Genomic DNA, 22,131 nt, shown 5'->3' on the forward strand with positions numbered 1-22,131 from the left:
CGACCGGAACGGCGGACCGACCTCGGGGGAGCCTCATGGAACTGTTCTTCTACGCCGTGCCCGGCGTCATGCTCGTCGCCTTCGCGTTCGCCGCCCAACGCCTGGTGCGGCGCGCCCGGCGGATCAGCCGGACGTGGGCGGACGGCCTGACGGCCGAGGCGCGCTGCCTGCGCATGTACACGACGACCAGCGGGGGCGGCGGCGACACGTCGGTACACACCACGCTGCACCACGTCTACGAGTTCACCACCCGCGAGGGACGCACGGTCCGCTTCGCGGAGGAGAACGGCCCCGCCACCGTCCTGGAGGGCGACTTCACGACCGTCCGGTACCTGCCGGAGGCCCCCGAGCGGGCCACCGCCCTGCCGCCGGCGCCCGGCAAGCTCGCCGCCGGCACCGGCTGCCTGCTCGCGTTCCTCGGCGTGGCCGCCGCTTTCTGCGTCGGCTTCATGGTCCTCGCCCACACGATCTTCGCCGAGTCGGAGGGCCTGATGCCGTGACCCGCCCGGCGCCGGGAACGGCGAAGGGCCCCTCGCGCGAGCGAGGGGCCCTTCTTCCGTGTGCGCCGCCAGGGACTCGAACCCCGGACCCGCTGATTAAGAGTCAGCTGCTCTAACCAACTGAGCTAGCGGCGCATGACTCCCGCCGTCCGCTGTACGCGGCCGGCGACGAAGAAAATAATACCTGGTCCGTCGGGGTGCCGCTGACCACCCCGAGCCGTGCGGCGACGCCCTCACAGCGCCATCGAGAGCAGGACCGGCGCCGCGCCGCGGTTAAGGGTCCGCACCGCCTGCCTCAGCCGGTGCGCCTCCCGCACCGGCAGCGACAGCGCCAGACACCCCACCGAGGAACCCGCCGTGACCGGGACGGCCGCGCAGACCGTACCGACCGCGTACTCCTGGAGGTCGAGCACCGGCACCGTGGGCGGCTGGGACTCCAGCCGTGACAGCAGCAGCTTGTCACTGGTGATGGTGTGCGAGGTGAGACGGGCCATCCGGTGCCGGGAGAGGTGGTCGCGGCGGCCGTTGTGGTCCAGCTGGGTCAGCAGGCTCTTGCCGACGGCGGTGGCGTGCGCCGAGGAGCGGAAGTCCACCCACTCGTTGACCGCCGGGGTGGCGGGGCCGGCCGCGTACTGGGTGACGCTGACCTCGCCGTCGACGTAGCGGCTGAGGTAGACGGCCGCGCCGACCGCGTCCCGCAGCCGGTCCAGGGTGTGCTGGAGCCGGTCGCGCAGCGCGCGCTCCCGGCCGTGCGCCGAGGTGAGCCGGCGCAGGGCGTCACCGGTGACGTACGCCCCGCCGGTGACCTGCGTGACGTAGCCCTCGCGGCGCAGCATGCGCAGCAGCGCGGTGAGCCGCGCCGGACCGAGGGCGGTACGGCGTGCCAGCACGGTGTCGGTGACGCCGGCGGGGTGCCGGGCCACGGTATCCAGCACCCGCAGCGCGTCCTGGACGGAGTGGTACGGGGTGGTCGGCTCGATCCTCATGGCGCTCGCTCCCCCTCGGCCGCGATCCGGTTCGCCGGATCCTCACCACGATAGCCGCCGGGCACCCTCCGGGCAGAGGGCCTTGGTGAGATCACGCCCGCCCGTTCGACCACCGGAACCCACAAGGGGGAACACGCGCCCGGAGCCGCCGAACGGTGTGGCGTGGCGGCGGGGTAGTGGGCTGCCCCCGGGGCCCGGTGGGTATGGGGGAGCGGGTTGCCGGTGCTGTCCCGGGTGGTGGGGCCCGGTGGCGGGTTCGTGCCTCGCATCGGTCAGTGTCCGGGCGCGGATCCGCAGGTCCGGTGGGCCACGGGGCGGCCTGTCCCCCGTCCGGCGTTCGGCGGGCTGCGCCGGGGAGATGCCGATCCGTTTCGCCATGGGCGAGGGAGCGGGCTGCCGGGCGCTGCCCCGGCGCGGCACGGGGTCCGGTGGGCGTGGGCGCCGCCCTGCGCAGCGGGGCCGGGGGCGGGTGCGTGCCTTCCGTAGGTCAGTGTCCCCGGGGGCGGCCTGTGCCGCGCCCCGCGTTCGACGGACCGCGTCGGGGAGCCCTCGGCCCGTGTGGCGGGGGAGGTGGGAGTGCGCTGCACCCCGCGGGGCGCGGGGTTCGGTGGCGTGGGGGTTGGGTTGCCAGGTGCTGTCCCGAGTGCAGGCACCCGGTGGGTGGGGCTGTGGCTTCCGTCGGTCAGGGGCCGGCTGCGTACGCGCGGGGCTGGTGGGCCACGGGGGCGGCAGGCGGGCGTGGGGGAGTGGTTGCCGGGTGCTACCCCAGGCGGTGGGGTCGTGGCTTTCGGGGATCAGGGGCCGGGTACGTAGCCGCGGGTCTTGTCGACCACGTTCGGCAGTGGGCGGCCCGCCGCCCAGCGCTCGTACGACGCGACGAACTGCGCGCCCAGCTCGTCCCGCCAGCCGGCCGTGTCGCCGCTCATGTGCGGTGACACGATCAGCCCCGGCAGCTCCCACAACGGGCTGTCCGGCGGCAGCGGTTCGGCGGCGAACACGTCCAGGGCCGCGCCCGCGATCCAGCGCCGGGCCAGCGCCCGGGTGAGGGCCTCCTCGTCGACCAGCCCGCCCCGGCCGACGTTCACGAAGAAAGCCGAGGGCTGCATCACGCCGAACCGGTGCTCGTCGAACATGCGGTACGTCTGCCCGGTCAGCGGAGCCGCCGCGATCACCCAGTCCGCGCGGGCGATCAGCCGGTCGAGGTCGGCCGGGCCGTGCACGCCGGTCCGCGGCTCCCGCCCGACCAGCGCCGTCGTCACGCCCAGGGCCTTCAGCGTGCGGGCGGTCGCCCGGCCGATCGGGCCGGAGCCGACCACGCACGCGCGCGTGCCCGCCACCCGACGGCCCTCCCGGTGCCGCCAGGTCCGCTCCCGCTGGAGCTCCAGGGTGCGCGGCAGGTCCTTGGCGACCGCCAGGACGAGGGCCGCCACGTACTCGGCGACCGGCTGGTCGAAGACGCCGCGCGCGTTGGTGACCACCGTGTCCGACGCGGCCAGTTCCGGGCACATCAGATGGTCGACCCCCGCGCTGGCGGTGTGCACCCAAGCCGGCCGGGGCCCCTCGCCGGGCCAGGCGGCGCGCACCGCGTGCGAGGTGAAGTCCCAGACCAGCAGGACGTCCGCCGCCGGCAGCCGTTCGGCCAGGTGCGCGGCGTCCGTGTGCACGATGCGGGCACGGCCGGTGAGGCGGCCGAGCCGGGGCGGCGGATCGGCGTCGAGGACGAGGACGGTCGGCGTCATGCGGGGCGGCTCCCGGCGTCTGGCCTGCGCGGACGGCCCACGCTCGCACCCGGGCCCACCGCCGTCAACAACGCCGTCGCGGCCATTCGCCGCCCGCCCCGGCCGGCGCGTGGGGTGCCGCGATGTGGGCAGCGCGGCGCCGAGGGGGTATCCGCACCATGAGGCCGTGCCGGGCGCCGCCGCACGCGGCGTACCGCCCACGGCCCGTACCGCCCGACGCACAGCAGGAAGGCTGGACATGACCGCACTCGGACTCCTCACCCCGGGCCACTCGGCCGAGGACGACTATCCGCGCATCGAGCAGCTCCTGGGCAGCGACGTCCGGCTGGACCTGGCGCACACCGGCACCGGCGGGGACGCGCTGCCGCTGGACGCGCCGGACGCGGCCGAGCGGCTCACCGACGGCATGGCGGCGCTGCGGCTGGCCGGGGCGGAGGCGGTGGTGTGGGCGTCCACCAGCGGCAGCTTCGGGCAAGGCTGGGACGGCGCTCAGGCCCAGGTGCGGACTCTGGCCCGGCTGGCCGGGATGCCGGCGTCCTCGACGTCGTTCGCCTTCGTGCACGCGGCCCGGGAGATCGGCGTCCGGCGGGTGGCGGTCGGCGCGACCTACCCGGAGGAGGTGGCCGCACGGTTCGCCGCGTTCCTGGGGGACGGCGGCCTGGAGGTCACGGGAGTGCGGTCCTCGGCGGCCGTCACCGCCGGCCGGGCCGCCACCTGGGACGAGGAGGACCTGCTGACGCTGGCCCGCGCGGCGGACACCGCGGACGCGGAGGCGGTGGTGCTGCCGGACACCGCCCTGCACACGGCCGCCCACCTCCCGCTGCTGGAGAAGGCGCTGTCCAAGCCGGTGCTCACCGCGAACCAGGTCACGGTGTGGGAGGGGCTCAGGCTGGTGGACCGGCGGGTGAACGCGCCGTCGCTCGGGACCCTCTTCACCCGGGAACCCAGGGTCCAGGCGTAGCCGCCGGGCCCCGGCCGCGGGACCGCCGCGGAATAAACGGAGACCGCCTCCTGTTGTGCGCCGAGGGACGACGCTCGACGTCCCGCGCCCGAGAGCACGCCCGATCACAGGAGGCAGCACCGTGTCCGCAGCCGAGGCAGAGGAGATCCGGGGCACGACGCACGGAACCGCCCCCGTCCCCCTCTCCGTACTGGATCTGGTGACCGTCGGCGCGGGCAGCACCGCCACCGACGCGCTGCGCACCAGCGTCGCCCTCGCCCGGTTCACGGAGTCCCGCGGCTTCCACCGGTACTGGGTCGCCGAGCACCATTCGATGCCCGGCGTGGCCTCCTCCTCGCCCGCCGTGATCCTCGCCCACCTCGCCGCCCACACCGACCGCATCCGGCTCGGCTCCGGCGGCGTCATGCTGCCCAACCACGCCCCGCTGGTGATCGCCGAGCAGTTCGGCACGCTGGAGGCGATGGCGCCGGGCCGCGTCGACCTCGGTCTCGGCCGGGCGCCGGGCACGGACGGCGCCACGGCCGCGGCCCTGCGCCGCACCGACACCCTCGACCAGGGCGCCGACGACTTCCCCCAGCAGCTCGCCGAGCTGATCCGCTTCCTGGACGACGACTTCCCCGACGGCCACCCCTTCCACCGCATCCACGCGATCCCCGGCCCGGTGCAGGGCACCACCCCCACCGGTGTGCAGTCCTCGCACCGGCCGCCGGTCTGGCTGCTCGGCTCCTCCGGCTTCAGCGCCCGCCTGGCCGGGATGCTGGGCCTGCCGTTCGCCTTCGCGCACCACTTCTCCGCGCAGAACACCCTCCCCGCCCTGGACCTGTACCGGCAGACCTTCCGTCCCTCCGCCGTCCTCGACGAGCCGTACGCCCTGATCGGCGTCTCCGCGCTCGCCACGGACGACGAGCGGGAGGCCCGCCGGCAGACCCGGGCGATGGCGCTGAACATGATCCGGCTGCGCACCGGCCGCCCCGGGCTCTTCCCCGACCCGGAGGAGGCCGAACGCCACGTCTTCAGCCCGATGGAGGAGGAGTTCGCCGCCTCCTGGACGACCAACGTCGTGCACGGCACGGCCGACGAGGTCCGCTCCGGCCTGGACGACCTGCGCAAGCGCACCGGCGCGGACGAGCTGATGATCACCTCGCACGCCCACCGCGGCGAACTGCGCCTGCGCTCCTACGAACTGATCGCGGACGCCTACGGGTTGCCGACCGCGTAGGTCTGCGCCTGGAGCAGCTCGGAGATGCGGTCCGGCGGCACCGGGCGGGAGTACAGCCAACCCTGTCCGGTGTCGCAGCCGATACGGCGCAACCGGGTTGCCTGGGCGGAGGTCTCCACGCATTCGGCGGTCACCGTCAGGCCGAGGCGGTGGGCCAGCTGGATCATCGCCTCCACGATGACCTCGTCGGCCGGGTTGGGGGCCAGCGTCTTCTGGTCGCCCTCGTACTGGAAGCCGCGCACGAAGGAGCCGTCCAGCTTCAGGACCGACACCGGCAGGCGGCTGAGGTAGGCGAGGTTGGAGTAGCCGGTGCCGAAGTCGTCGATGGCGATGCGCACCCCCATGTCGCTGAGGGCCTGGAGCGCCTGGAGCGGGCGGCCCGCCGACCCCATCACCGCCGACTCGGTCAGCTCCAGCTGGAGCAGGTGCGGGGCGAGCCCGGTCTCGGCGAGGGTGCGTGCCACGTCGGCCACCAGGTCGGAGTCCCACACCTGGCGGACGGCCACGTTGACGCTGACGAAGATGGGCGGTTCGCCGGGGTGGTCCGTCTGCCAACGACGGGCCTGCCGGCAGGCGGTGGCCAGCGCCCAGCGGCCGAGCTGCACGATCGAACCGTCCTCCTCGGCCAGGCCGATGAACCGGTTCGGCGTCAGCGTGCCGAACTGCGGGTGGTTCCACCGCACCAGCGCCTCCACCCCGCTGAGCCGCCCGTCCTCCATGCCCACCAACGGCTGGTACTCCAGGGTGAATTCGCCGCGTTCGACGGCGGGGCGGAGCGTCGACGACAGGGCCTGACGGGTCATGCGGTGGGCGTTGCGCTCGGGGTCGAACAGCGTCCAGCGGCCCTTGCCGTCCGCCTTGGCCCAGTACAGGGTCGTGTCCGCCGCCTGCATCAGCCCGGTCGCGGAGGTGCCCGCCGCGTGTCGTTCGACGACGCCGATGGACGCGCTCGACGACAGCCGCTGCCCGCCCAGGTCGAACGGCTCCTCCAGCGCCCGCAGCACCGACTCCGCGAGGTCGGCGAGCTGTTCGGTGCCGGTGGAGTCCTCCACCAGCAGGGCGAACTCGTCGCCGCCGAGCCGGGCCACCAGGGGGACGGCGGCCCGTGCGCGCCCGGCCTCGTCGGCGACCCGGGTCAGGCGCTCGGCGACGGCGGCGAGCAGCCGGTCGCCGAAACGATGGCCGAGAGTGTCGTTGACGGCCTTGAATCCGTCGAGGTCCAGGTAGCACAGACCGATCCGGCCGGAGCCGCCGCGCTCGTACGACTCCGCCTCCAGCGCGGCCGTCAGCCGCTCGAAGAACAGCGCCCGGTTGGGCAGCCGGGTCACCGGATCGTGCATCTCCAAGTGCCTGAGTCTCGCCTGGAGTTCGCGGCGGGCGCTGATGTCGGTGGCCGACAGCAGCACGCCCTGCCCGCCACCGGTCAGCGGGGCGACGGTGACCTGCGCCCACACCGAGTGCCCCTCGGGGTGCTTGAGTCGGCGGGTGCAGCGCAGGCGGCCCTGCCCGCCGCGCAGCACCTCCCGGTAGGCGTGCCGACTGCGGGCGTCCGAGCCCAGACCGACCAGGTCGGCGGCGGGCCGACCGGTGAGCGTCGCCGGATCCGCGCCGATCAGCGCGCCGAAGGCCGCGTTGGCGCTGACGACGAGTCCCTCGGGGTCCACGACGGCCATGGCGAGCGGGGCGGCCGCGAAGACACGGTGGTAGGAGGTATGGTCACTGACTGTGACGGCTGACCGGTCGAGGTCTGCCGCGGGCGTCGGCCCTTCGGACGTTCCGCTCACCGCTGGCTCCCGCAGTGCACTCGATCTCTGTCCGTGCCGGAAAGTGTGCCGATCATAGAGGCTGGCCCCCCGCCCTTCCAGCCACTGTCCAGTGTCCCGGACGGGACACAGGTTCTGACAGATCGTTTCTGCCCGCACCTGGACGGGTTCTTCGGGCCCACGACCGATTGTGACGTTCCGTGAATGTTTCGGGGTGTCGGGCGCCGGAGCGCGCCGGCACCCGAGGGCGGCACGCTCACCCTTCTGGTGCAGGCAAACGCGGCAAAACATGACAGATGCCAGCAATCTGGGTGCGGGTCCCCGAACCGCGTCCGGAGGTCATGTCCGTGCCCAAGCTGCGCAGCACCGCCGCCGTGTTCACCACGATGTCGGCGCTCGCCGCGACCTCGATCCTCACCGGCCCGTCGGTGGCCGAACCCTTCTCGACGACTCCCTGCGCCCTGCGCCGTACCGAGGTCCACCACTCGGAGGGCCTGGACACCTGGAACTCCGCCTACGCCCGCCCCACCGGCACCGTCGACGCCGTCCTGGTCTTCCTCTCCTTCCCGGACGCCACCCCGCGCACCAGCCCCGCCGAGCTGACCGCCGACCACTTCCCGGCCACCAGCAGCTTCTTCGCCCGGGCCTCCTACGGCCGCTTCGCCCTGCGCCCGCATCCGCTGCCGCACTGGCTGCGCATGCCGCGCCCGTCGACGGCGTACGCCATGCGGCGGGACTGGAGCACCGAGGACCGGGCCGCCTACCTGCGGGACGCGTTCGCCGTGGCCGACCGGCAGGTCGACTTCTCGCGCTACCCGGTGGTGTACTTCGTCGCCGACCCGGACGCCCCCGGCGTCGATTCCGACGCCACGAAGGTCGTGAACCTCGACACGCCCCTGCGCGTGGACGGCACCGACATCCACCGGGTCGTCACCGTGTTCGAGAAACACCCTCCCGACCGGCTGGTCCTCGCCCACGAGACCGGCCACGTCTTCGACCTGCCCGACCTCTACCACCGTCCCGTCGACGGCAAGGGCGACTGGGACACCTACGTCGGCGACTGGGACCTGATGGGCAGCCAGTTCGGACGCTCCCCCGACCTGTTCGCCTGGCACAAGTGGAAACTCGGCTGGCTGGATCCGCGCCAGGTGACCTGCGTGCAGGGCACCGCCCCGACCCGCCTCACCCTGGAACCCCTCGCGGCCGGGCCGGGCGTCGCGGTACCGGGCACGTCCGGCGCCCCCGCCTTCGGTCTCGGGCACGGCACCAAACTGGCGGTGGTGCGCACCGGGCCGGACAGCGTCCTCGCCTTCGAGGTGCGCGGGGCGGCCGGCAACGACCGCGCCTCCTGCCGGCAGGGCGTCCTGGTGTACCGGGTCCACGGCGGCGCCGAGTCCGGTGGCGGCCCGGTGCAGGTGGTGGACGCCCACCCGCACACCGAGGCCTGCTGGGAGGACTCGGTCTACCCGCCGCTGGCCGACGCGCCGGTCTCCCTCGGGGAGAGCTTCACCGTGCCCGGGGAGGGCGTGAAGGTGGAGGTCGAGGACCGGACGGCCTCGGGGGCGTGGACCGTACGGATCACCCCGGCGCTGAGCGGCTGAGCCCGGCACGGCAACGATGAAAGGCGGGCCACATCCGGATTCCTCCGGCCGTGACCCGCCCTCGTCATGTGCGCCGCCAGGGACTCGAACCCCGGACCCGCTGATTAAGAGTCAGCTGCTCTAACCAACTGAGCTAGCGGCGCCTGCTGACATCCTAGACCTTAGCACCCTGGTCGGCGGGAGGAAAAATCGATATGCGTACGGCCGCCCGGGCCGCCCGCACGGCCGCCCAGAGCACGATCTCCGGGCCGGGCAGCCAGGGGTGCCGGCTGTCGGGGGCGACGAGCCAGCGGCAGGCGCCGGGGGCGTCGCCCCCCGCCGGGGCGGGCACGGTCACCGCGTCCCCGGTGCCGTGGCACAGCAGCGGCGGCACGGCCCGGGTGCGCCGGGAACCCCACTCCTCCCAGGCCAGCAGCGAGGGCAGGCGCTGGGCGGTGCCCGGGGCGGTGAACAGCAGGGTCCGGCCCCGGAAGACCGCCACGGGCCCCGAGCCCGGCCCCTCGGCCCGCAGCCGCTCCAGCATGCGGCGCCCGAAGGCCGCGGGGGCGCCGACCACGTCGAAGGCGGTGCCGCAGGGCAGCACGACCAGGGCGTCCGGATGCTCCTCCCACAGCGCCAGGGTGCTGCGCGGAAAGGGTCCGGCCGAGGCGAGCCAGGCGACGCCCTCGGAACCGACACGGGTGACGTTCGGTGCGCTGCTCATGGCACCCAGGTGTACAGCCCGTGAGCGCACGACTCTCCACGGTTGCCGAAAACCGGGACAGGGACCGGAGGGGAGGAGTATCTTGCCCGCCTGGCATATGCCCGCGAGGTACCCGCGGGCCCGCACGGGGTCACCCGGGGTCGACGGGCGTCCGTCCCTCGACGTTCCCCCGCAGCAGGTCCCGCCCGAACTCGACCATCTTCTTCGCGTAGTCCTCGGTCCACTCCGCCCGCTCGGCGATGTCCGCCGTGGTCAGCCGGTCGAACCGGCGCGGGTCGGCGAGCTGGGCCGCCGCGAGGGCCTGGAACTCCACGGCCCGGTCGGCCGCGGCGCGGAACGCCTGGGCCAGCTCGGTCGCCCGGGCCAGCAGCGCCCGGGGATCGTCCATCGACTCCAGGTCGAAGAAGTGCTCCGGGTCGGCGGCCGCCGCCGCGGGCTCGAAGAGCAGGGGCGCGGGGCGTAGCCGCGGTTCGTTACGACGCGGCGTGGGCTCCGCCATGTTGTGTCTCCTCCTCGTACGGTTCACCGGCCACCACCATCAGGTGGGCCACCGTCCATTGTCCCGCGCCCCCGCAAGGGGCCCACCGGCCGCGAAGACGCCCCCCGCCTCACGGCTGCCAGGACACGCGGTGTTCGGCGAGGTGGGCGAGTACCGCGTGATCGGCCTCCCAGCCGTCAGGGCTGTGTCGATCGGCCGCCTCCGGCGGCGTGCCGGACTCCGTCCGGCGGTTCGGGGCGTCGGGGCGGGCCCCGGTCGGGGAGGAGCCGGGGGCCGGTCACGGCTGCCAGGACACGCGGTGTTCGGCGAGGTGGGCGAGTACCGCGTGATTGGCCTCCCAGCCGTCAGGAAATTTCACCAGGGTGCCCAGCTGGACCGGTTCCGTGGACGGGTAGTCGTCCAGGAGGTCGCTCACGCCGGCCCGGCAGACCACGACGCACGCGTGCCGGTGCCGGGAGGCCAGGACGCACAGCCGGCCGGTCTCCAGGTGGAACGCGGTGGCGTCGGGGCGCCCGGACAGCGGGTGCAGGACCACCGTGACGTCGTACTCGCGCCCCTGGAGACGGTTCGCGGTGTCCACGGTCACGTCGGTGACGCCGAGGTCGGCCAGGGCCGCGCGGACCGCCGCCGCCTGGTCGCGGTGGGCCGTGCCCACGGCCACCCGGTCCGCGGTCAGCGGCGTGGCGTCGGCCCCGGCGGGACGCGGGGAGGGGGGCGATTCCGAGACCGCCGCGCCGCCGCGGTCCAGCAGGCGCCGCACCACCGCGGCCACCGCCCGCACCGCCTCCGGGTCCGTGCGCGGCGTGTGCCGGGCGGGCAGCTCCAGCAGGCCCCAGCCGGTCTCCGCCGCCTCGTCGATCACCCGGTCGGGCCCGGAGCCGTCGGAGGGCACCGCGAAGGTGAGCCGGCGGTCGCCGTGGCCGGTGCCGCTGCGGAACGGGGTGTACGGGTAGAAGGCGCGCGAGACGAGGGGCGCCGCCGAGGCCGGCAGGCGCCAGGACACGGGCAGGCGGTGCTGCGGCAGGCCCGGGTTGTGCGCCAGCAGGGTGGTGACCGCGGACGCCGACGGGTCGTACGACAGCCCCGCCCACTGGTCGCTGCCGACGGTCGCGAACGGGTCCAGCTGGCCCGGGTCGCCCACGAACAGCGCCCGCTCGAACAGGCCGGCCACGGCGAGCAGGGAGTCGGAGCGCATCTGGTACGCCTCGTCGACGATGGCGTGCCGCCACGGCTCGTCCACCGTCACGTGCGCCCACTTCGCGGCGGTGGAGAGCACCACCGGCAGCCCGGTCAGGTCGGCGGCCTTCGCGGACGTGCGGACGTTCGCCAAAGCGTCCAGCGCCTTGTCGTACGCCTCGCTGTCGCTGCTGTGCAGGCGACCGACCGGCAGCTCGGGACTCTTCGCGGCGAGACGCAGCACGAGGTCGTCCACCTGGGCGTTGGTCTGCGCGACCACCATCAGCGGGCGGCCGGCGGCGGCCAGCTCCAAGGCCGCGCGGACCACCAGCGTGGACTTGCCGGCGCCGGGCGGGGAGTCGACCACCACACCCCGCTCGGTGGCGTGCAGCGTGTCGTGCAGGATCGCGTCGGTGGCGCGGGCGGCCGCGGCCGCGGGGTCGAAGCCGACGGTCGTCACAGCACGTCCTCCTCGGTCACGGTGTCGGGCGTCTCCGCCACGGGCTCGCCCGGCGGCCCGCCGTGCGTCCACGGGGTCTCCTCCGGGCCGGGCAGCTTCGCCCCGCCGCGCTGCTCGTGCTCGAACAGGGTGAAGCACACCCGGTCGCCCTTCTCGGGCACCGAACCGGGCTCGGGTTCCTTGCCGCGGCCCATCCGGTCCAGGACGCGCAGCACCAGCAGGCCCTCGCCGGCGGCGCCGGCGAACTCGGCCGACTGCGGTCTGCCGCCCACCGAGCGGTAGACCCGGGCCCGCTCCCCGAGGTGCGGCCGGTCCTCCGTGCGGACGGTCACCAGCGGGCGCGGAGCGGGCCGTCTGCTCTCGCTGTAGGCCATCACCACCTCGGTGACCTCACCCGCGAAGGCCTCCCCGGCCAGCCGCCGTCCCGCCATCACCAGCGGATCGTCCAGCGCCTCCTGCGCCTCCAGGCGGGCCTGCTCGCGCTCCCGCGTGGCCAGCTTGTTCGCCGCCGTCACCGCGTCGTCCCGGCGCGGCTGCGGGGGCTCCCCGGCCAGCACCCGGTCCCGGTGCCCGGTGAACGACCAGCGGTCCCGTGTCCACCGCTCCTCGACATGGGCGCCCTCCGGCAACGCCCGCAGCAGGTCCAGGCCCCGCCACACCGCGTCCCAGGTGGGCCGCGTGCGGCTCTCGACGAGGGCGCGGACGTCGCGTTCGGCCGCGGTCAGCGCGGCCAGCCGGTCGTCGGCCTCCAAAGGGTCCTCGGCGGCGGCCAGGGCGGTACGCGCGCGGTCGTACCGCTCGATCGCCGGGGCCAGCAGCCTGTTGTCGAACGCCGGGTCGGTCGCGGGGCCGGCCGGCGGGCACAGCAGCTGTCCGGCGGCGTCCCGCTCCAGCTCGGCCCGGCGCGCGGCCGTGGCGCCGCTCTCGCCCCCGGGCGGGTCGATCCAGGCGAGCAGGGCGCCCAGGTGCTGGTCCTCCAGCCCGGACTGGCCGGTCGCCCAGTGCCGGGCCAGCAGATCGGTCAGGGCCAGCAGCAGGGAGGAGCCGGGCACCCGGGACCGCTCGCCGTAGTGGGTCAGCCAGCGGCCGAGCAGCGGCACCCGGGGCGGCGCCGGGTAGGGCGCGTCCGGGTCCTGCTCGGCGGTGCGGCGGAACCGTGTCGAACGGCCGAGGAGCCGTACGAGGTCCAGGCCGGCGCGGCTGGGCACGATCAGCTGGGGCGCGTCCGCGCACAGCTCGGCCTCCACCTTGACCCGCTTGCCGGTCTCCGGGTCGGTCTCGGTGCGCTCGGCCGCCTCCACCGACTGCGCGTAGGAGTCCAGGTACGGCAGGACGGCGTCGGCCAGGTCGGCGAGGAACGTGAAGCGCAGGTCCCGGTCGCGCGGCTGCGGGACGGCCAGCAGCCGGGGCGCGTCCCGGTCGGTGCCGACCAGCGCGCCGAGCGGGGCGCCGGTCTCACCGGCCGTGGTGAGCGGCACGAACACCAGCGGGCGGTCGGACAGGTGGCGGTGCCGGACGGTCGCGGCGGGCTGCGCCCGGCCGCTGCCGACGGCTTCCAGCCGGGCGAGGGTGTCGATCAGGGACACGGGGCCACCTCCCGGGCGGTGGCGAGGGCCTCCGCGCGCAGCCGGGCCGCCCGGCGCAGGGCCGCCACCGCCGGGTCGTCGGGGTCGCCGCTCTCGCCGCGGGCCGCCGCGAGGACCTCCTCGACCGTGGCCAGGCCGCCCAGCTCCGCCCGCAGGGGCCGGCCGAGGCGGGTGACGGCGCCGGACGCGCGGGCGCTTTCCCGGCAGTGGAAGGCGAGTTCGCAGGCGGACAGGCACTCGGGCGCGTACGTCGCCGGCACCGCCTCCACGGCCGCCGTCAGTTCCCCGGCGGGCCGGTCGGGCGCGAAGCACGTGCCCTCGGGCAGCGTGCCGGCGATCTCCTCGACCCGGGTCAGCCGGGAGAGCTGGCGGGCGGTGACCGCGCGCTGCTTGCGGACGTCCACGGCGCAGCCCGCGGGCAGGTTGGAGAAATCCTTCGGGCACACCAGCAGCACCCGGTGGCGCACGCGCGGGGCGGGTTCGAGCCGGGCGGCGACGTCCTCCAGGGCGAGCACGTACACCGCCGCCTGCCGGGCCGCCGCGCCGACCTTCGACGGGTCCGCGGAGCCGTCCACCATCGGGAAGGACTTGATCTCCACCACCGACCAGCTGCCGTCGGGGTGCACCACCACCGCGTCCGGCTCCACGAAGGCGAGCGAACCCGCCACGTCCAGGGCCAGCATCGGGTGGTCCAGGAGCGTCCAGCCGCCGGCCCGGGTGGCCTCACGCAGCGCCAGCGCCGTACGCGCCGTACGCCCCTGCGGGCCGTGCGCGGTCAGGTCGGGCAGGGCGGCCTGCGCGGGCGGTTCGGCGCCCGGGTCGAGGTGGGCGTGCGCCAGGCGCAGCAGCTCCGCGCCGCCGTCCGCCTTCACCCGCGCCTCGAAGGCGTTGCCCCGGGTCAGCGCGAACTGCGACTGCCCGAAGCCGGAGGGGGCACCCAGCGCGGCCGCCAGCCGGGCCTTGTCCACCCCGGCGCCGTCCAGGATCGCCCGCCGGGAGCAGCCGGGGTTCGCGGCGAGCGCGGCGAGGGCGCGCGCGTCCAGTGCCTTGGCCGGTACGTCGGGACCGCGCAGCTCAGCGAGCCGGTGCCGGAGCCCCTTCTCCCGCGTCGGTGGGGGAGGCGTCCGGTCCGGCCGCGAAGTCGGGCGAGGACGCGCGCTGCCGTGGAATTCGCTCACCCGCGGAAGTCTGGCACCCGGCACTGACAATCGGGGAACCGGTGGCGTCCGGGACGGCCGGGACGGCCGGGACGGACCGGGACGGGCGGGACCGGACCAGGTCCGCGACCCGCGCCACCCACGGTGCCAGCAGGAGGCCGGCGCCCATCACGGCGACGCCCGCGACCGCGTCCAGCAGGTAGTGGTTGGCGGTGCCCATGACCACGAGCGCGGTCAGCACCGGGTAGGCGACGCCCAGGACCTTCGTCGGGCGGGAGCCGCCGAACCGCCACAGCATCACCCCGCACCACAGCGCCCAGCCCACGTGCAGGCTCGGCATCGCCGCGTACTGGTTGGTCATGCCGCCCATGCCGCGCGGGGCGCTGGCCTGGTCGCCCCACCAGCCGTACGTGCTGTACTGCGCCATCGTGTCCACGAAGCCGTGGCCGGCGGAGAGCAGCCGCGGCGGGCAGGTCGGCAGCAGGGTGAAGCCGATCAGGCCCATGAACGTGGAGGTCATCAGCCAGGTGCGGGCCGCCCGGTAGTGCCGGGCGTGCGCGCGGAACATCCACACCAGGACGGCGGGCGTCACCAGGTAGTGCAGCGACGCGTACCAGAAGTCGGCCGGCACCCCGAGCCACGGTTCGCGGGTGAACAGCCGATTCAGCGGGTGCTCCGCGTTCAGGTGCAGGACCTTCTCGACGCGCAGGATCGTCAGGCCGTGGCCGACGGCGCCGGCGACGTCACCGCGCGCGAGGAGCCGGCCGGCCGAGTAGCAGCTGTACACCAGCAGGATCAGCGGCAGCTCGGTCCACCAGCGCAACCGGGATCGCGGGGCCGCCTCGGTGCCCGGTGTCTCGGTCTGCGGCATCCGATCGCCCTTCTCCTCCTGCTGCACGGCCCGCCCCGGCGGGCGGCCGTGCCACTTTACGGTGTCCGGACGCCGCCCATGCGGGCGCTCCCGCCCCCGCGGGGTGGCCGTCCAGCCCTCGAAGACGCCGAGATCGCCCGCCGGGTTGCGCCGGAGCGCGGTGCGCGATGATGGAGGGACCGCATGCACACGTTCCCCCGTGGCGTCCGTGTCGGCGTCACCCTCCCGGAAGGTCTCCCATGGCACCGCGCATCCTGCTGGCCCGGCACGGACAGACGGCCTGGTCGCTGTCCGGAAAGCACACCGGCAGGACCGACGTGCCGTTGCTGGAGGAGGGCCGGCGCGGGGCCAAGCTGCTCGGCGAACGGCTGCACCACCCCCCGCTGGACGGGCTGGCGGATGCGGAGGTGCGCACCAGCCCGCTCTCCCGCGCGCGCGAGACGTGCGAGCTGGCCGGTTTCGGCGACCGTGCCACGGTGTGGGACACGCTGGTGGAATGGGACTACGGCGCGTACGAGGGCATGACGCCCGCCGAGATCCAGGCGGTCCGGCCCGGCTGGCTGATCTGGCGGGACGGCGTCCCGGACGGCGAGTCCCTGGACGAGGTGACCGCCCGCGCGGACGAGGTGGTGTCCTGGGCGCGCTCGGCCGACCGGGACGTGCTGGTCTTCGCCCACGGCCACGTCCTGCGGTCGATCGGGGCGCGGTGGCTGGGCCTGCCCCTGGACTTCGCCGCCCGGATACGGCTGAACCCGACGTCACTGTCCGTGCTGGGCTGGGCCTACGGCGAACCGGCGATCGAGACCTGGAACGACGTCGGCCACCTGACGGCCTGACGCCCGCCCCCCCGGAACGCGCGCCCCCCCCGCCTGCCGCCGTGGAGACCCTAAGGTCCTTCGTTCGGATCGGGCCGGATCAGGGAGCGGGGTCCGGTGCCGTGGATCGCAAGGCGGAGGAGGGCGTCATGGCGGAGCCACGGCAACCGACGACAACGCGGCGAGGCGCGGTGCCAGACCCCGCGAGCCCGGCACGATCCGAACGAGAGGCCCTAGGCCCGGCCGGTGCGGGGCAGCGACGCGTGGCGGTCCAGGAAGTCGGGGACGCCCTGCGCCCGCCGGTGCGGGAGCAGGGCCCTGGCGGTGGCCGCCAGTATGGTCCGGATGCGGCAGGACTGGACCTGCTCCAACAGCCCGAGCACCCGCAGTCCCGCCTCGGCGGCCTCGTCGGGACGGCCCTCGTGGGCGAGGTCGCCGGCGAGTTCCGCCGTGTACAGCGCGATGTTGCGGGTGAAGTGCGGGTCCTGGAGCCGCGCCGCGCGCCGCGCGTGCCGGGACGCGCGGCGCCAGTCGCCCAGCGTGGACCAGCACTGCGCCTCCAGCCCCTCCAGCTCCGCCTCGCCGTAGAAGCTCATCCACTCGGGGTCGGCGTCCGAGCGGCCCCGCGCGAAGAGGGCCTGGGCGCGCGCCAGCGCCTGTTCGCAGCCGGTGCGGTCGGCGAGCCCCGCCCAGCCGCCCGCCTCGCGCAGCGCCAGGAGGGACATCAGCCGGTCGGAGCCCAGGGACCGCCCGGCGCGCTGCGCGGCCTGCGCGGCGCGGACGGCCTCCCGGGGGCGCCCGGCGTCGCGCGCCAGGAACGCGGTGTTGCAGAAGGCGTGCGCCTCCAGCCCCGGGTCGCCGGTCATGCGGGCCGTGGCCAGCGCCTCGGCGTAGTGCGAGCGCGCGTCCTCGAAGCGGCCGGAGTCGTGGGCCAGCCAGCCCACGGAGATGGCGAGTTCACCGGCGCCCGCGTGCAGCCGGTCGGTGGTGGTCTGCCGGGTCGCGCCGGCGTCCAGCAGCGCGTACGCCGCGCGCAGCGGTGCGGCAGCGCGCTGGTAGAGGCCGTCCGCGCCGTGCCGGTCGTCGAGCAGCCGGATGCGGCGGACGGCGTTCTCCAGTGCGCTCGCCTCGCTGCCGCCGGCCCGCCGGAGCGGCCGCACCGCCGCCGCGGCGGTGTGGGTGAGCCCCAGCGGGGCCAGCGTGGCGACGGCCATCGTGACGCCGCCGCCGGTCATGAACGCGCGACGCAGCACGTCGCTCTCCTCGTGGTTCCAGGGGTCGTTCCCGTACGGTTCGTGCCGGGGGTCGGAGGGTTCCGGGCCGGCCGGGTCGTGCCGGTTCCGTGTGTCGTACGGAGCGGGGGCGACGCGCGTCGCGTCCGGCGCCGTACCCGTGGCGCGCGTCCCCGCGGCCGTGCGGGCCGCGCGCCCGCGGACGGCCGAACGCGGCGCGAAGCCGAGGTCGGTGAGGGTGCGGCCGGGGAACATGTGCAGGAACACCCGCTCGTACGCGTAGTTGGGGCAGCGGATCTCACCGGCCTCGACGCGGCCGACGTAGCGCGCGTCACAGCTCACCCGCTCCCCGATCTCACGTGCCGCCCGCCGTACCGCCGCCGCGAACTCGGCCGGTGAGCGCCGGCCGCGCAGCCGCCGGAAGGCGAGGTTCGGCCGGGGTGGCCGTTCGGGCTGTGACGAGATCACCGTGGACGACGCCATGGCCGGGTCCTCTCGTGCGAACCGTGGAACCGTCGGACCGTGCCGGGCCCGGGGGCGGTCAGGGGGACGTGGTGTCCGTGCGACGCCCCGGTCCCGGCGGGCCTGAACGTACCCGGTGAGAGAGACCCGCCACACGGCGTTTGCCTACAAAACGGATATCTCACGCGTGATCTGCCATGAAGTGCCATCCTTTGCGGCGCACTTGTGCCGTAGCCGTTGACGCGCTCGGGCGTTGGACTCCATGGACCGTAGGTGGGCTGTGTGGTGGAGGCCGGCATGGAGACCAGCCAGAGCAACGATCCTCGGACGTCGCCGTCCGGCACGGGGTGCGACCTCGTGACGGTGCCGGCCCGGCAGGGCCTGGAGGCGGTCGACATCCTGCGCCGCGGCGCCGTCGACGCGGTCGGGCCCGTCCTGCACGACGACGGCTGCGGCACCCTCGGCTTCGTCGTGCCGGCCGGCACGGCGGCCGGCTGGGACGTGCCGGGCAGCACCTGTACCGAGACGGACGGGCGCGGACTGCGGCTCGCCCCCGAGCCGCCCGTGGCGGGCTCCGACTGGCTGCTGCCGCCCGGCGAGGCCGACCTCGCCACCGACCCGGCGGTGCTGCGCCGGGCCCTCGGGGAGGCGGCGCGGCTGATCGAGGCGGCCGACAGCCGCCGGTGACGCGCTCGCCCGCGGCGGCTGCGAAAATGGCCCGATGGGCAGGGCGAGGAAGACACGGCGCGGATCGGCCCCCGCCGCGGCCGTCGAGGAACCGGTCGACGGCGGGCTCGCGCGCCTGGAACCCGATCCGGACCGGGCGCGCGCCTGGACGCTGCTGATCGACGGGGCGCCCCAGTCGCACGTCGACCTGGACGACCCCGCGCACCTGTCCTTCGAGTACCAGCGCCGCATCGGCCACGTCATCGACCTCGCTGCCCCGCCCGGCGGCCCCGTGCACGCCGTGCACCTCGGCGGCGGCGCGTTCACCCTGGCCCGGTACGTCGCCGCGACCCGGCCCCGCTCCACCCAGCAGGTCGTCGAACGGGACGCACGCCTGATCGAGCTGGTCCGGCGCGAACTGCCGCTGGACCCCCGGGCCCGCGTCCGGGTGCGGGCGACCGACGCCCGCGAGGGGCTCGCCAAGGTGCCCGACGGCTGGGCCGACCTGATCGTCGCCGACGTCTTCAGCGGCGCCCGCACCCCGGCCCACCTCACCTCCACCGAGTTCCTGGACGAGGTCCGCCGCGCGCTGAAGCCCTCCGGCGTCTACGCGGCCAACCTGGCCGACGGCCCGCCGCTCGCCCACCTGCGCGGCCAGATCGCCACCGCGGCCGCCCGGTTCGGCGAACTCGCGCTCGTCGCCGACCCGGCCGTCCTGCGCGGCCGGCGCTTCGGCAACGCCGTCCTGGTCGCCTCCGACGCGCCGCTGCCGCTCGCCGAACTCACCCGGCGTGCCGCCTCCGACCCGCACACCGCCCGGGTCGAACACGGCCGCCCGCTCACCGACTTCACCGGCGGCGCGGCACCCGTGACGGACGCGGCCGCGGTGGCGTCCCCGGCCCCGCCGCCCTCGGTCTTCGGATAGCGCCCCGCGCCCCGGGCCGCCCGGGGGAAGCCGCCGTGCCGGTCAGAAGGTGTTGATGTCGACGTGCGGCGGGCCGTCGTGCCAGGCGCAGAACACCGACACCCGGTCCGCGCCCCGGGCGAAGTCCACCCGGATCCACGTCGTCGTCCTCCACACCTGCATCGACCAGCCGGCCCCGGGAGTGGCCGAGACGAGGGTCGCGTCCGAGGCGCCCAGGTCGAAGACGGCCCGGCCGCCGTCGGTGTCGTACGCCTTGACCCGCCCGGAAGCGGTGGCGGTGGGGGAGGCGCTCGCGGCGGGGGCCGGTGTCCGCGGCGGCGTGGCCGACGCCGTGGCCGACGGGGAGCCGGACGACGCGGTAGCGGACGTCGGCGGCCGGGTGGCCGACGGGGCGGGCGGCTCCGGGGCCGCCGGCCGCGGGCTCCGGGTGGCCGCGTCGGCCGCCGCGACCGTCAGGGCGCGCGGCGGCTGGTACGCGGTCCCCGCCATCACCGTGTGCACGCCCCACCACGACAGCGTGGCCGCCGCTCCCGTCGCGAGCAGCCACGCCAGTACGTGTACGAGTCCGTTGCGCATCGCGGGCCATCCTGCCTCAGGGGGACGGCCGTACGCACCTGTCCCGGGTTGTCCACAGGCGCCCGCCCGGCATCGCCCGCATGGCGTACGGTGCGGCGCATGGCACGTGTTCTCGTGGTCGAGGACGACCAGTTCGTACGCTCGGCGCTCATCCGGCAGCTGACCGACGCCGCACACACGGTGCGCAGCGTGGGGACGGCGCTGGAGGCGCTGCGCGAGGTGGCCCAGTTCCCCTTCGACGTCGTCGTCCTGGACCTCGGGCTGCCCGACCTGGACGGCTCCGAGGCCCTGAAGATGCTGCGCGGCATCACCGACGTACCGGTGATCATCGCCACCGCCCGGGACGACGAGGCGGAGATCGTCCGGCTGCTCAACGCCGGGGCGGACGACTACCTCGTCAAGCCGTTCTCCGTCGAGCACCTGTCCGCCCGCATGGCCGCCGTGCTGCGCCGGGCCCGTGCCGCCGGCCCCGGACCCGAGCCCTCCCGGGTGCTGCGCGTCGGCGGACTCACCGTCGACCCGCTGCGCCGCCAGGCCGAACTGGACGGCGTCCGGCTGGACCTGACCCGCCGCGAGTTCGACCTGCTCGCCTTCCTGGCCGGCCGGCCCGGTGTCGTCGTCTCCCGCCGGGACCTGCTCTGCGAGGTCTGGCAGCAGTCCTACGGCGACGACCAGACCATCGACGTCCATCTGTCCTGGCTGCGCCGGAAACTGGGGGAGACGGCGGCCCGGCCCCGCTACCTGCACACCCTGCGCGGCGTCGGCGTGAAGCTCGAACCCCCGGCGGACGGGCAGGCCCCGCGATGAGATGGGCCCTGGTCAAGGTCTGCCTGGCGGTCACCACGATGGTCGTGGTCGCGTTCGCCGTGCCGCTCGGCCTGGTCGTCGAGGAGATGGCCCGCGACCGCGCCTTCTCCAACGCCGAACGGGAGGCCGCGGCGGTCGCGCCCGCCCTGTCCATCACCACCGACCGGGGCCAGCTGGAACGGGTGGTGGCGTCGGCCGGCGCCGACTCCGGGATGGCCGTGCACCTGCCCGCCGACGGCGGCCGGCCCGCCCTCGACCTCGGCCGGCGCCGCGCCGCCGCCCGGGACATCGAGGCCGTGCGCGGACTCGGCCGCGCCTCCACCGGCTCCGTGCCCGGCGGTTCCGTCCTGCTCCAGCCGGTCGCGCTCGGCTCCGCCCGGATCGCCGTGGTCGAGGTGTACGTCCCCGAGGCCGAGATGACAGGCGGTGTCGGCACGGCATGGGCGGTGCTCGCGGCCGTCGGCCTCGCGCTGGTCGTCGGCTCCGTCGCGGTCGCCGACCGGCTCGGGGTGCGCATGGTGCGGCCCGCGCGGCGCCTGGTCGAGGGCGCGCAAGAGCTGGGCGAGGGCAAGCTCGGCGCCCGGGTGCCCGAGGACGGCCCGACCGAACTGCGCCTCGCCGCGGTCGCGTTCAACGCCATGGCCGACCAGGTGGTCCAGCTCCTGGACAACGAGCGTGAGCTGGCGGCCGACCTCTCGCACCGGCTGCGCACCCCGCTCACCGTCCTCCGGCTCAACGCCGCCTCCCTCGGCGCCGGGCCGGCCGCCGAGCAGACCCGGGCGGCCGTCGCCCAGCTGGAGCGCGAGGTCGACACCGTCATCCGCACGGCCCGGGAGGCCAAGCCGCGGACGGCCGCCGCCGGACCCGGCGCCGGGTGCGACGCGGCGGCGGTGGTGCGCGAGCGCATGGAGTTCTGGTCCGCGCTGGCCGAGGACGAGGACCGCGGCTGGCGGGTGGCCGGCGCCGACCGGCCGGTCCGGGTGCCCGTGGCCCGCGCCGACCTGGCCGCCGCCCTCGACGCCCTGCTCGGCAACGTCTTCCGCCACACCCCCGAGGGCACCGCCTTCGCGGTGGACGTGCACAACGGGGACGACTCGGTGATCGTGCTGGTCTCCGACGCGGGCCCCGGCATATCCGACCCGGAGGCGGCGATGGCCCGCGGCCGGGGTTCCGGCAGCGCCGGATCGACCGGCCTCGGCCTGGACATCGTGCGCCGGCTCGCCGAGTCCACCGGCGGTGACGTCCGCATCGGCCGTTCGGTGCTGGGCGGCACCGAGGTGCGGATCTGGTTCCAGCTCGACGGGCGGGGACCGGTGGGCCGGGGCCACCGGGGAGCGGTGCGCCGGCGCCGGCCGGGCCGGCCGGGCCCCACCATTAACCGATCCCGATCACTTCCTTAAGCGCGCCATAAGACCGGCAACCACCGT

General features: G+C 75.4%; 20 protein-coding genes and 2 tRNA genes. 9 read left to right on the top strand and 13 right to left on the bottom strand.

Annotated elements, in window-relative coordinates:
- Window positions 1-35 precede the first annotated feature (35 nt).
- Window positions 36-500, top strand: a complete 465-nt coding sequence (locus tag ACIQVT_RS31905; protein WP_403762121.1) for a DUF3592 domain-containing protein — start codon at window positions 36-38, stop codon at window positions 498-500.
- Window positions 501-561: 61 nt separating this feature from the next.
- On the opposite strand, the gene ACIQVT_RS31910 is transcribed toward ACIQVT_RS31905, so the two are convergent.
- From ACIQVT_RS31910 to ACIQVT_RS31920, 3 genes are all read right to left on the bottom strand, one after another.
- Window positions 562-635 (bottom strand) — tRNA-Lys (locus ACIQVT_RS31910).
- A gap of 98 nt (window positions 636-733) precedes the next feature.
- Complete coding sequence (locus ACIQVT_RS31915) at window positions 734-1,486, bottom strand: IclR family transcriptional regulator (RefSeq protein WP_403762124.1); 753 nt, start codon at window positions 1,484-1,486, stop codon at window positions 734-736.
- 794 nt (window positions 1,487-2,280) lie between these two features.
- Window positions 2,281-3,225 carry a D-2-hydroxyacid dehydrogenase gene (locus ACIQVT_RS31920; RefSeq protein WP_403762127.1) on the bottom strand — a complete coding sequence of 315 codons (945 nt, stop codon included), beginning with the start codon at window positions 3,223-3,225 and terminating at the stop codon, window positions 2,281-2,283.
- A gap of 238 nt (window positions 3,226-3,463) precedes the next feature.
- Here ACIQVT_RS31920 and ACIQVT_RS31925 point away from each other — a divergent pair, with 238 nt between their 5' ends.
- Together ACIQVT_RS31925 and ACIQVT_RS31930 are read left to right on the top strand one after the other, a co-directional pair.
- The gene (locus tag ACIQVT_RS31925; RefSeq protein ID WP_403762130.1) at window positions 3,464-4,186 is read left to right on the top strand and encodes a decarboxylase; all 723 of its coding nucleotides are present in this window, start codon (window positions 3,464-3,466) and stop codon (window positions 4,184-4,186) included.
- 121 nt (window positions 4,187-4,307) lie between these two features.
- On the top strand, window positions 4,308-5,405 hold the full coding sequence (locus ACIQVT_RS31930; protein WP_403762133.1) for an LLM class flavin-dependent oxidoreductase: 1,098 nt from the start codon (window positions 4,308-4,310) through the stop codon (window positions 5,403-5,405).
- Here the strand turns inward: ACIQVT_RS31930 and ACIQVT_RS31935 are convergent.
- Window positions 5,384-7,189, bottom strand: coding sequence for a putative bifunctional diguanylate cyclase/phosphodiesterase (locus tag ACIQVT_RS31935; RefSeq protein WP_403762136.1), 1,806 nt, complete (start codon window positions 7,187-7,189; stop codon window positions 5,384-5,386). The two genes, ACIQVT_RS31930 and ACIQVT_RS31935, sit on opposite strands and share 22 nt — an antisense overlap.
- A gap of 275 nt (window positions 7,190-7,464) precedes the next feature.
- Between ACIQVT_RS31935 and ACIQVT_RS31940 the strand changes: the two genes are divergently transcribed.
- Window positions 7,465-8,769, top strand: coding sequence for a M6 family metalloprotease domain-containing protein (locus ACIQVT_RS31940; RefSeq protein ID WP_403762139.1), 1,305 nt, complete (start codon window positions 7,465-7,467; stop codon window positions 8,767-8,769).
- Between the two features lie 69 nt (window positions 8,770-8,838).
- On the opposite strand, the gene ACIQVT_RS31945 is transcribed toward ACIQVT_RS31940, so the two are convergent.
- The 7 genes from ACIQVT_RS31945 to ACIQVT_RS31975 form a co-directional block, all read right to left on the bottom strand.
- Window positions 8,839-8,912: transfer RNA gene (locus ACIQVT_RS31945), tRNA-Lys, on the bottom strand.
- 11 nt (window positions 8,913-8,923) lie between these two features.
- Window positions 8,924-9,472, bottom strand: coding sequence for a bifunctional DNA primase/polymerase (locus tag ACIQVT_RS31950; protein WP_403762142.1), 549 nt, complete (start codon window positions 9,470-9,472; stop codon window positions 8,924-8,926).
- 130 nt (window positions 9,473-9,602) lie between these two features.
- Window positions 9,603-9,971 carry a hypothetical protein gene (locus ACIQVT_RS31955; RefSeq protein ID WP_403762145.1) on the bottom strand — a complete coding sequence of 123 codons (369 nt, stop codon included), beginning with the start codon at window positions 9,969-9,971 and terminating at the stop codon, window positions 9,603-9,605.
- A 277-nt stretch (window positions 9,972-10,248) separates the two neighbouring features.
- Window positions 10,249-11,607: an AAA domain-containing protein gene (locus tag ACIQVT_RS31960; RefSeq protein WP_403762148.1), complete on the bottom strand. Its 1,359-nt coding sequence runs from the start codon at window positions 11,605-11,607 to the stop codon at window positions 10,249-10,251.
- Window positions 11,604-13,193 (bottom strand): hypothetical protein, encoded by a 1,590-nt coding sequence (locus tag ACIQVT_RS31965; protein ID WP_403762151.1) that lies wholly within the window; start codon window positions 13,191-13,193, stop codon window positions 11,604-11,606. The genes ACIQVT_RS31960 and ACIQVT_RS31965 overlap by 4 nt, the downstream gene beginning before the upstream one ends.
- Complete coding sequence (locus ACIQVT_RS31970) at window positions 13,184-14,371, bottom strand: hypothetical protein (protein ID WP_403762154.1); 1,188 nt, start codon at window positions 14,369-14,371, stop codon at window positions 13,184-13,186. Before ACIQVT_RS31970 ends, ACIQVT_RS31965 begins: the two co-directional genes overlap by 10 nt.
- Entirely contained in the window at window positions 14,268-15,221 is a 954-nt protein-coding gene (locus ACIQVT_RS31975; protein ID WP_403762157.1) for a phosphatase PAP2 family protein, read from the bottom strand. The genes ACIQVT_RS31970 and ACIQVT_RS31975 overlap by 104 nt, the downstream gene beginning before the upstream one ends.
- Before the next feature lie 239 nt (window positions 15,222-15,460).
- Between ACIQVT_RS31975 and ACIQVT_RS31980 the strand changes: the two genes are divergently transcribed.
- Complete coding sequence (locus tag ACIQVT_RS31980; RefSeq protein ID WP_403762160.1) at window positions 15,461-16,057, top strand: histidine phosphatase family protein; 597 nt, start codon at window positions 15,461-15,463, stop codon at window positions 16,055-16,057.
- Window positions 16,058-16,269: 212 nt separating this feature from the next.
- Here the strand turns inward: ACIQVT_RS31980 and ACIQVT_RS31985 are convergent, their stop codons facing one another.
- Window positions 16,270-17,751: a hypothetical protein gene (locus ACIQVT_RS31985; RefSeq protein ID WP_403762163.1), complete on the bottom strand. Its 1,482-nt coding sequence runs from the start codon at window positions 17,749-17,751 to the stop codon at window positions 16,270-16,272.
- 276 nt (window positions 17,752-18,027) lie between these two features.
- Here ACIQVT_RS31985 and ACIQVT_RS31990 point away from each other — a divergent pair, with 276 nt between their 5' ends.
- Window positions 18,028-18,417 carry a hypothetical protein gene (locus tag ACIQVT_RS31990; protein WP_403762166.1) on the top strand — a complete coding sequence of 130 codons (390 nt, stop codon included), beginning with the start codon at window positions 18,028-18,030 and terminating at the stop codon, window positions 18,415-18,417.
- Between the two features lie 34 nt (window positions 18,418-18,451).
- Window positions 18,452-19,321, top strand: coding sequence for a spermidine synthase (locus ACIQVT_RS31995; protein ID WP_403762169.1), 870 nt, complete (start codon window positions 18,452-18,454; stop codon window positions 19,319-19,321).
- Window positions 19,322-19,363: 42 nt separating this feature from the next.
- Here ACIQVT_RS31995 and ACIQVT_RS32000 read toward each other — a convergent pair whose 3' ends face one another.
- Complete coding sequence (locus ACIQVT_RS32000) at window positions 19,364-19,897, bottom strand: hypothetical protein (protein WP_403762172.1); 534 nt, start codon at window positions 19,895-19,897, stop codon at window positions 19,364-19,366.
- Between the two features lie 99 nt (window positions 19,898-19,996).
- Between ACIQVT_RS32000 and ACIQVT_RS32005 the strand changes: the two genes are divergently transcribed.
- Both ACIQVT_RS32005 and ACIQVT_RS32010 read left to right on the top strand, forming a co-directional pair.
- Complete coding sequence (locus ACIQVT_RS32005; RefSeq protein ID WP_403762175.1) at window positions 19,997-20,704, top strand: response regulator transcription factor; 708 nt, start codon at window positions 19,997-19,999, stop codon at window positions 20,702-20,704.
- Window positions 20,701-22,104 carry a sensor histidine kinase gene (locus ACIQVT_RS32010; RefSeq protein WP_403762178.1) on the top strand — a complete coding sequence of 468 codons (1,404 nt, stop codon included), beginning with the start codon at window positions 20,701-20,703 and terminating at the stop codon, window positions 22,102-22,104. The genes ACIQVT_RS32005 and ACIQVT_RS32010 overlap by 4 nt, the downstream gene beginning before the upstream one ends.
- The last annotated feature ends 27 nt before the right edge of the window (window positions 22,105-22,131 follow it).

It is taken from the genome of Streptomyces sp. NPDC100445 (assembly GCF_044759735.1).
In the GTDB taxonomy this organism is placed as follows: Bacteria; Actinomycetota; Actinomycetes; order Streptomycetales; family Streptomycetaceae; genus Streptomyces.

Bases quoted from the DNA above. Each gene is read 5' to 3' on its own strand.
- ACIQVT_RS31905 (WP_403762121.1), top strand. From the start codon at position 36: ATGGAACTGTTCTTCTACGCCGTGCCCGGCGTCATGCTCGTCGCCTTC.
- ACIQVT_RS31915 (WP_403762124.1), bottom strand. From the start codon at position 1,486: ATGAGGATCGAGCCGACCACCCCGTACCACTCCGTCCAGGACGCGCTG.
- ACIQVT_RS31920 (WP_403762127.1), bottom strand. From the start codon at position 3,225: ATGACGCCGACCGTCCTCGTCCTCGACGCCGATCCGCCGCCCCGGCTC.
- ACIQVT_RS31925 (WP_403762130.1), top strand. From the start codon at position 3,464: ATGACCGCACTCGGACTCCTCACCCCGGGCCACTCGGCCGAGGACGAC.
- ACIQVT_RS31940 (WP_403762139.1), top strand. From the start codon at position 7,465: ATGCCAGCAATCTGGGTGCGGGTCCCCGAACCGCGTCCGGAGGTCATG.
- ACIQVT_RS31950 (WP_403762142.1), bottom strand. From the start codon at position 9,472: ATGAGCAGCGCACCGAACGTCACCCGTGTCGGTTCCGAGGGCGTCGCC.
- ACIQVT_RS31955 (WP_403762145.1), bottom strand. From the start codon at position 9,971: ATGGCGGAGCCCACGCCGCGTCGTAACGAACCGCGGCTACGCCCCGCG.
- ACIQVT_RS31975 (WP_403762157.1), bottom strand. From the start codon at position 15,221: ATGCCGCAGACCGAGACACCGGGCACCGAGGCGGCCCCGCGATCCCGG.
- ACIQVT_RS31980 (WP_403762160.1), top strand. From the start codon at position 15,461: ATGGCACCGCGCATCCTGCTGGCCCGGCACGGACAGACGGCCTGGTCG.
- ACIQVT_RS31985 (WP_403762163.1), bottom strand. From the start codon at position 17,751: ATGGCGTCGTCCACGGTGATCTCGTCACAGCCCGAACGGCCACCCCGG.
- ACIQVT_RS31990 (WP_403762166.1), top strand. From the start codon at position 18,028: ATGGAGACCAGCCAGAGCAACGATCCTCGGACGTCGCCGTCCGGCACG.
- ACIQVT_RS31995 (WP_403762169.1), top strand. From the start codon at position 18,452: ATGGGCAGGGCGAGGAAGACACGGCGCGGATCGGCCCCCGCCGCGGCC.
- ACIQVT_RS32000 (WP_403762172.1), bottom strand. From the start codon at position 19,897: ATGCGCAACGGACTCGTACACGTACTGGCGTGGCTGCTCGCGACGGGA.
- ACIQVT_RS32005 (WP_403762175.1), top strand. From the start codon at position 19,997: ATGGCACGTGTTCTCGTGGTCGAGGACGACCAGTTCGTACGCTCGGCG.
- ACIQVT_RS32010 (WP_403762178.1), top strand. From the start codon at position 20,701: ATGAGATGGGCCCTGGTCAAGGTCTGCCTGGCGGTCACCACGATGGTC.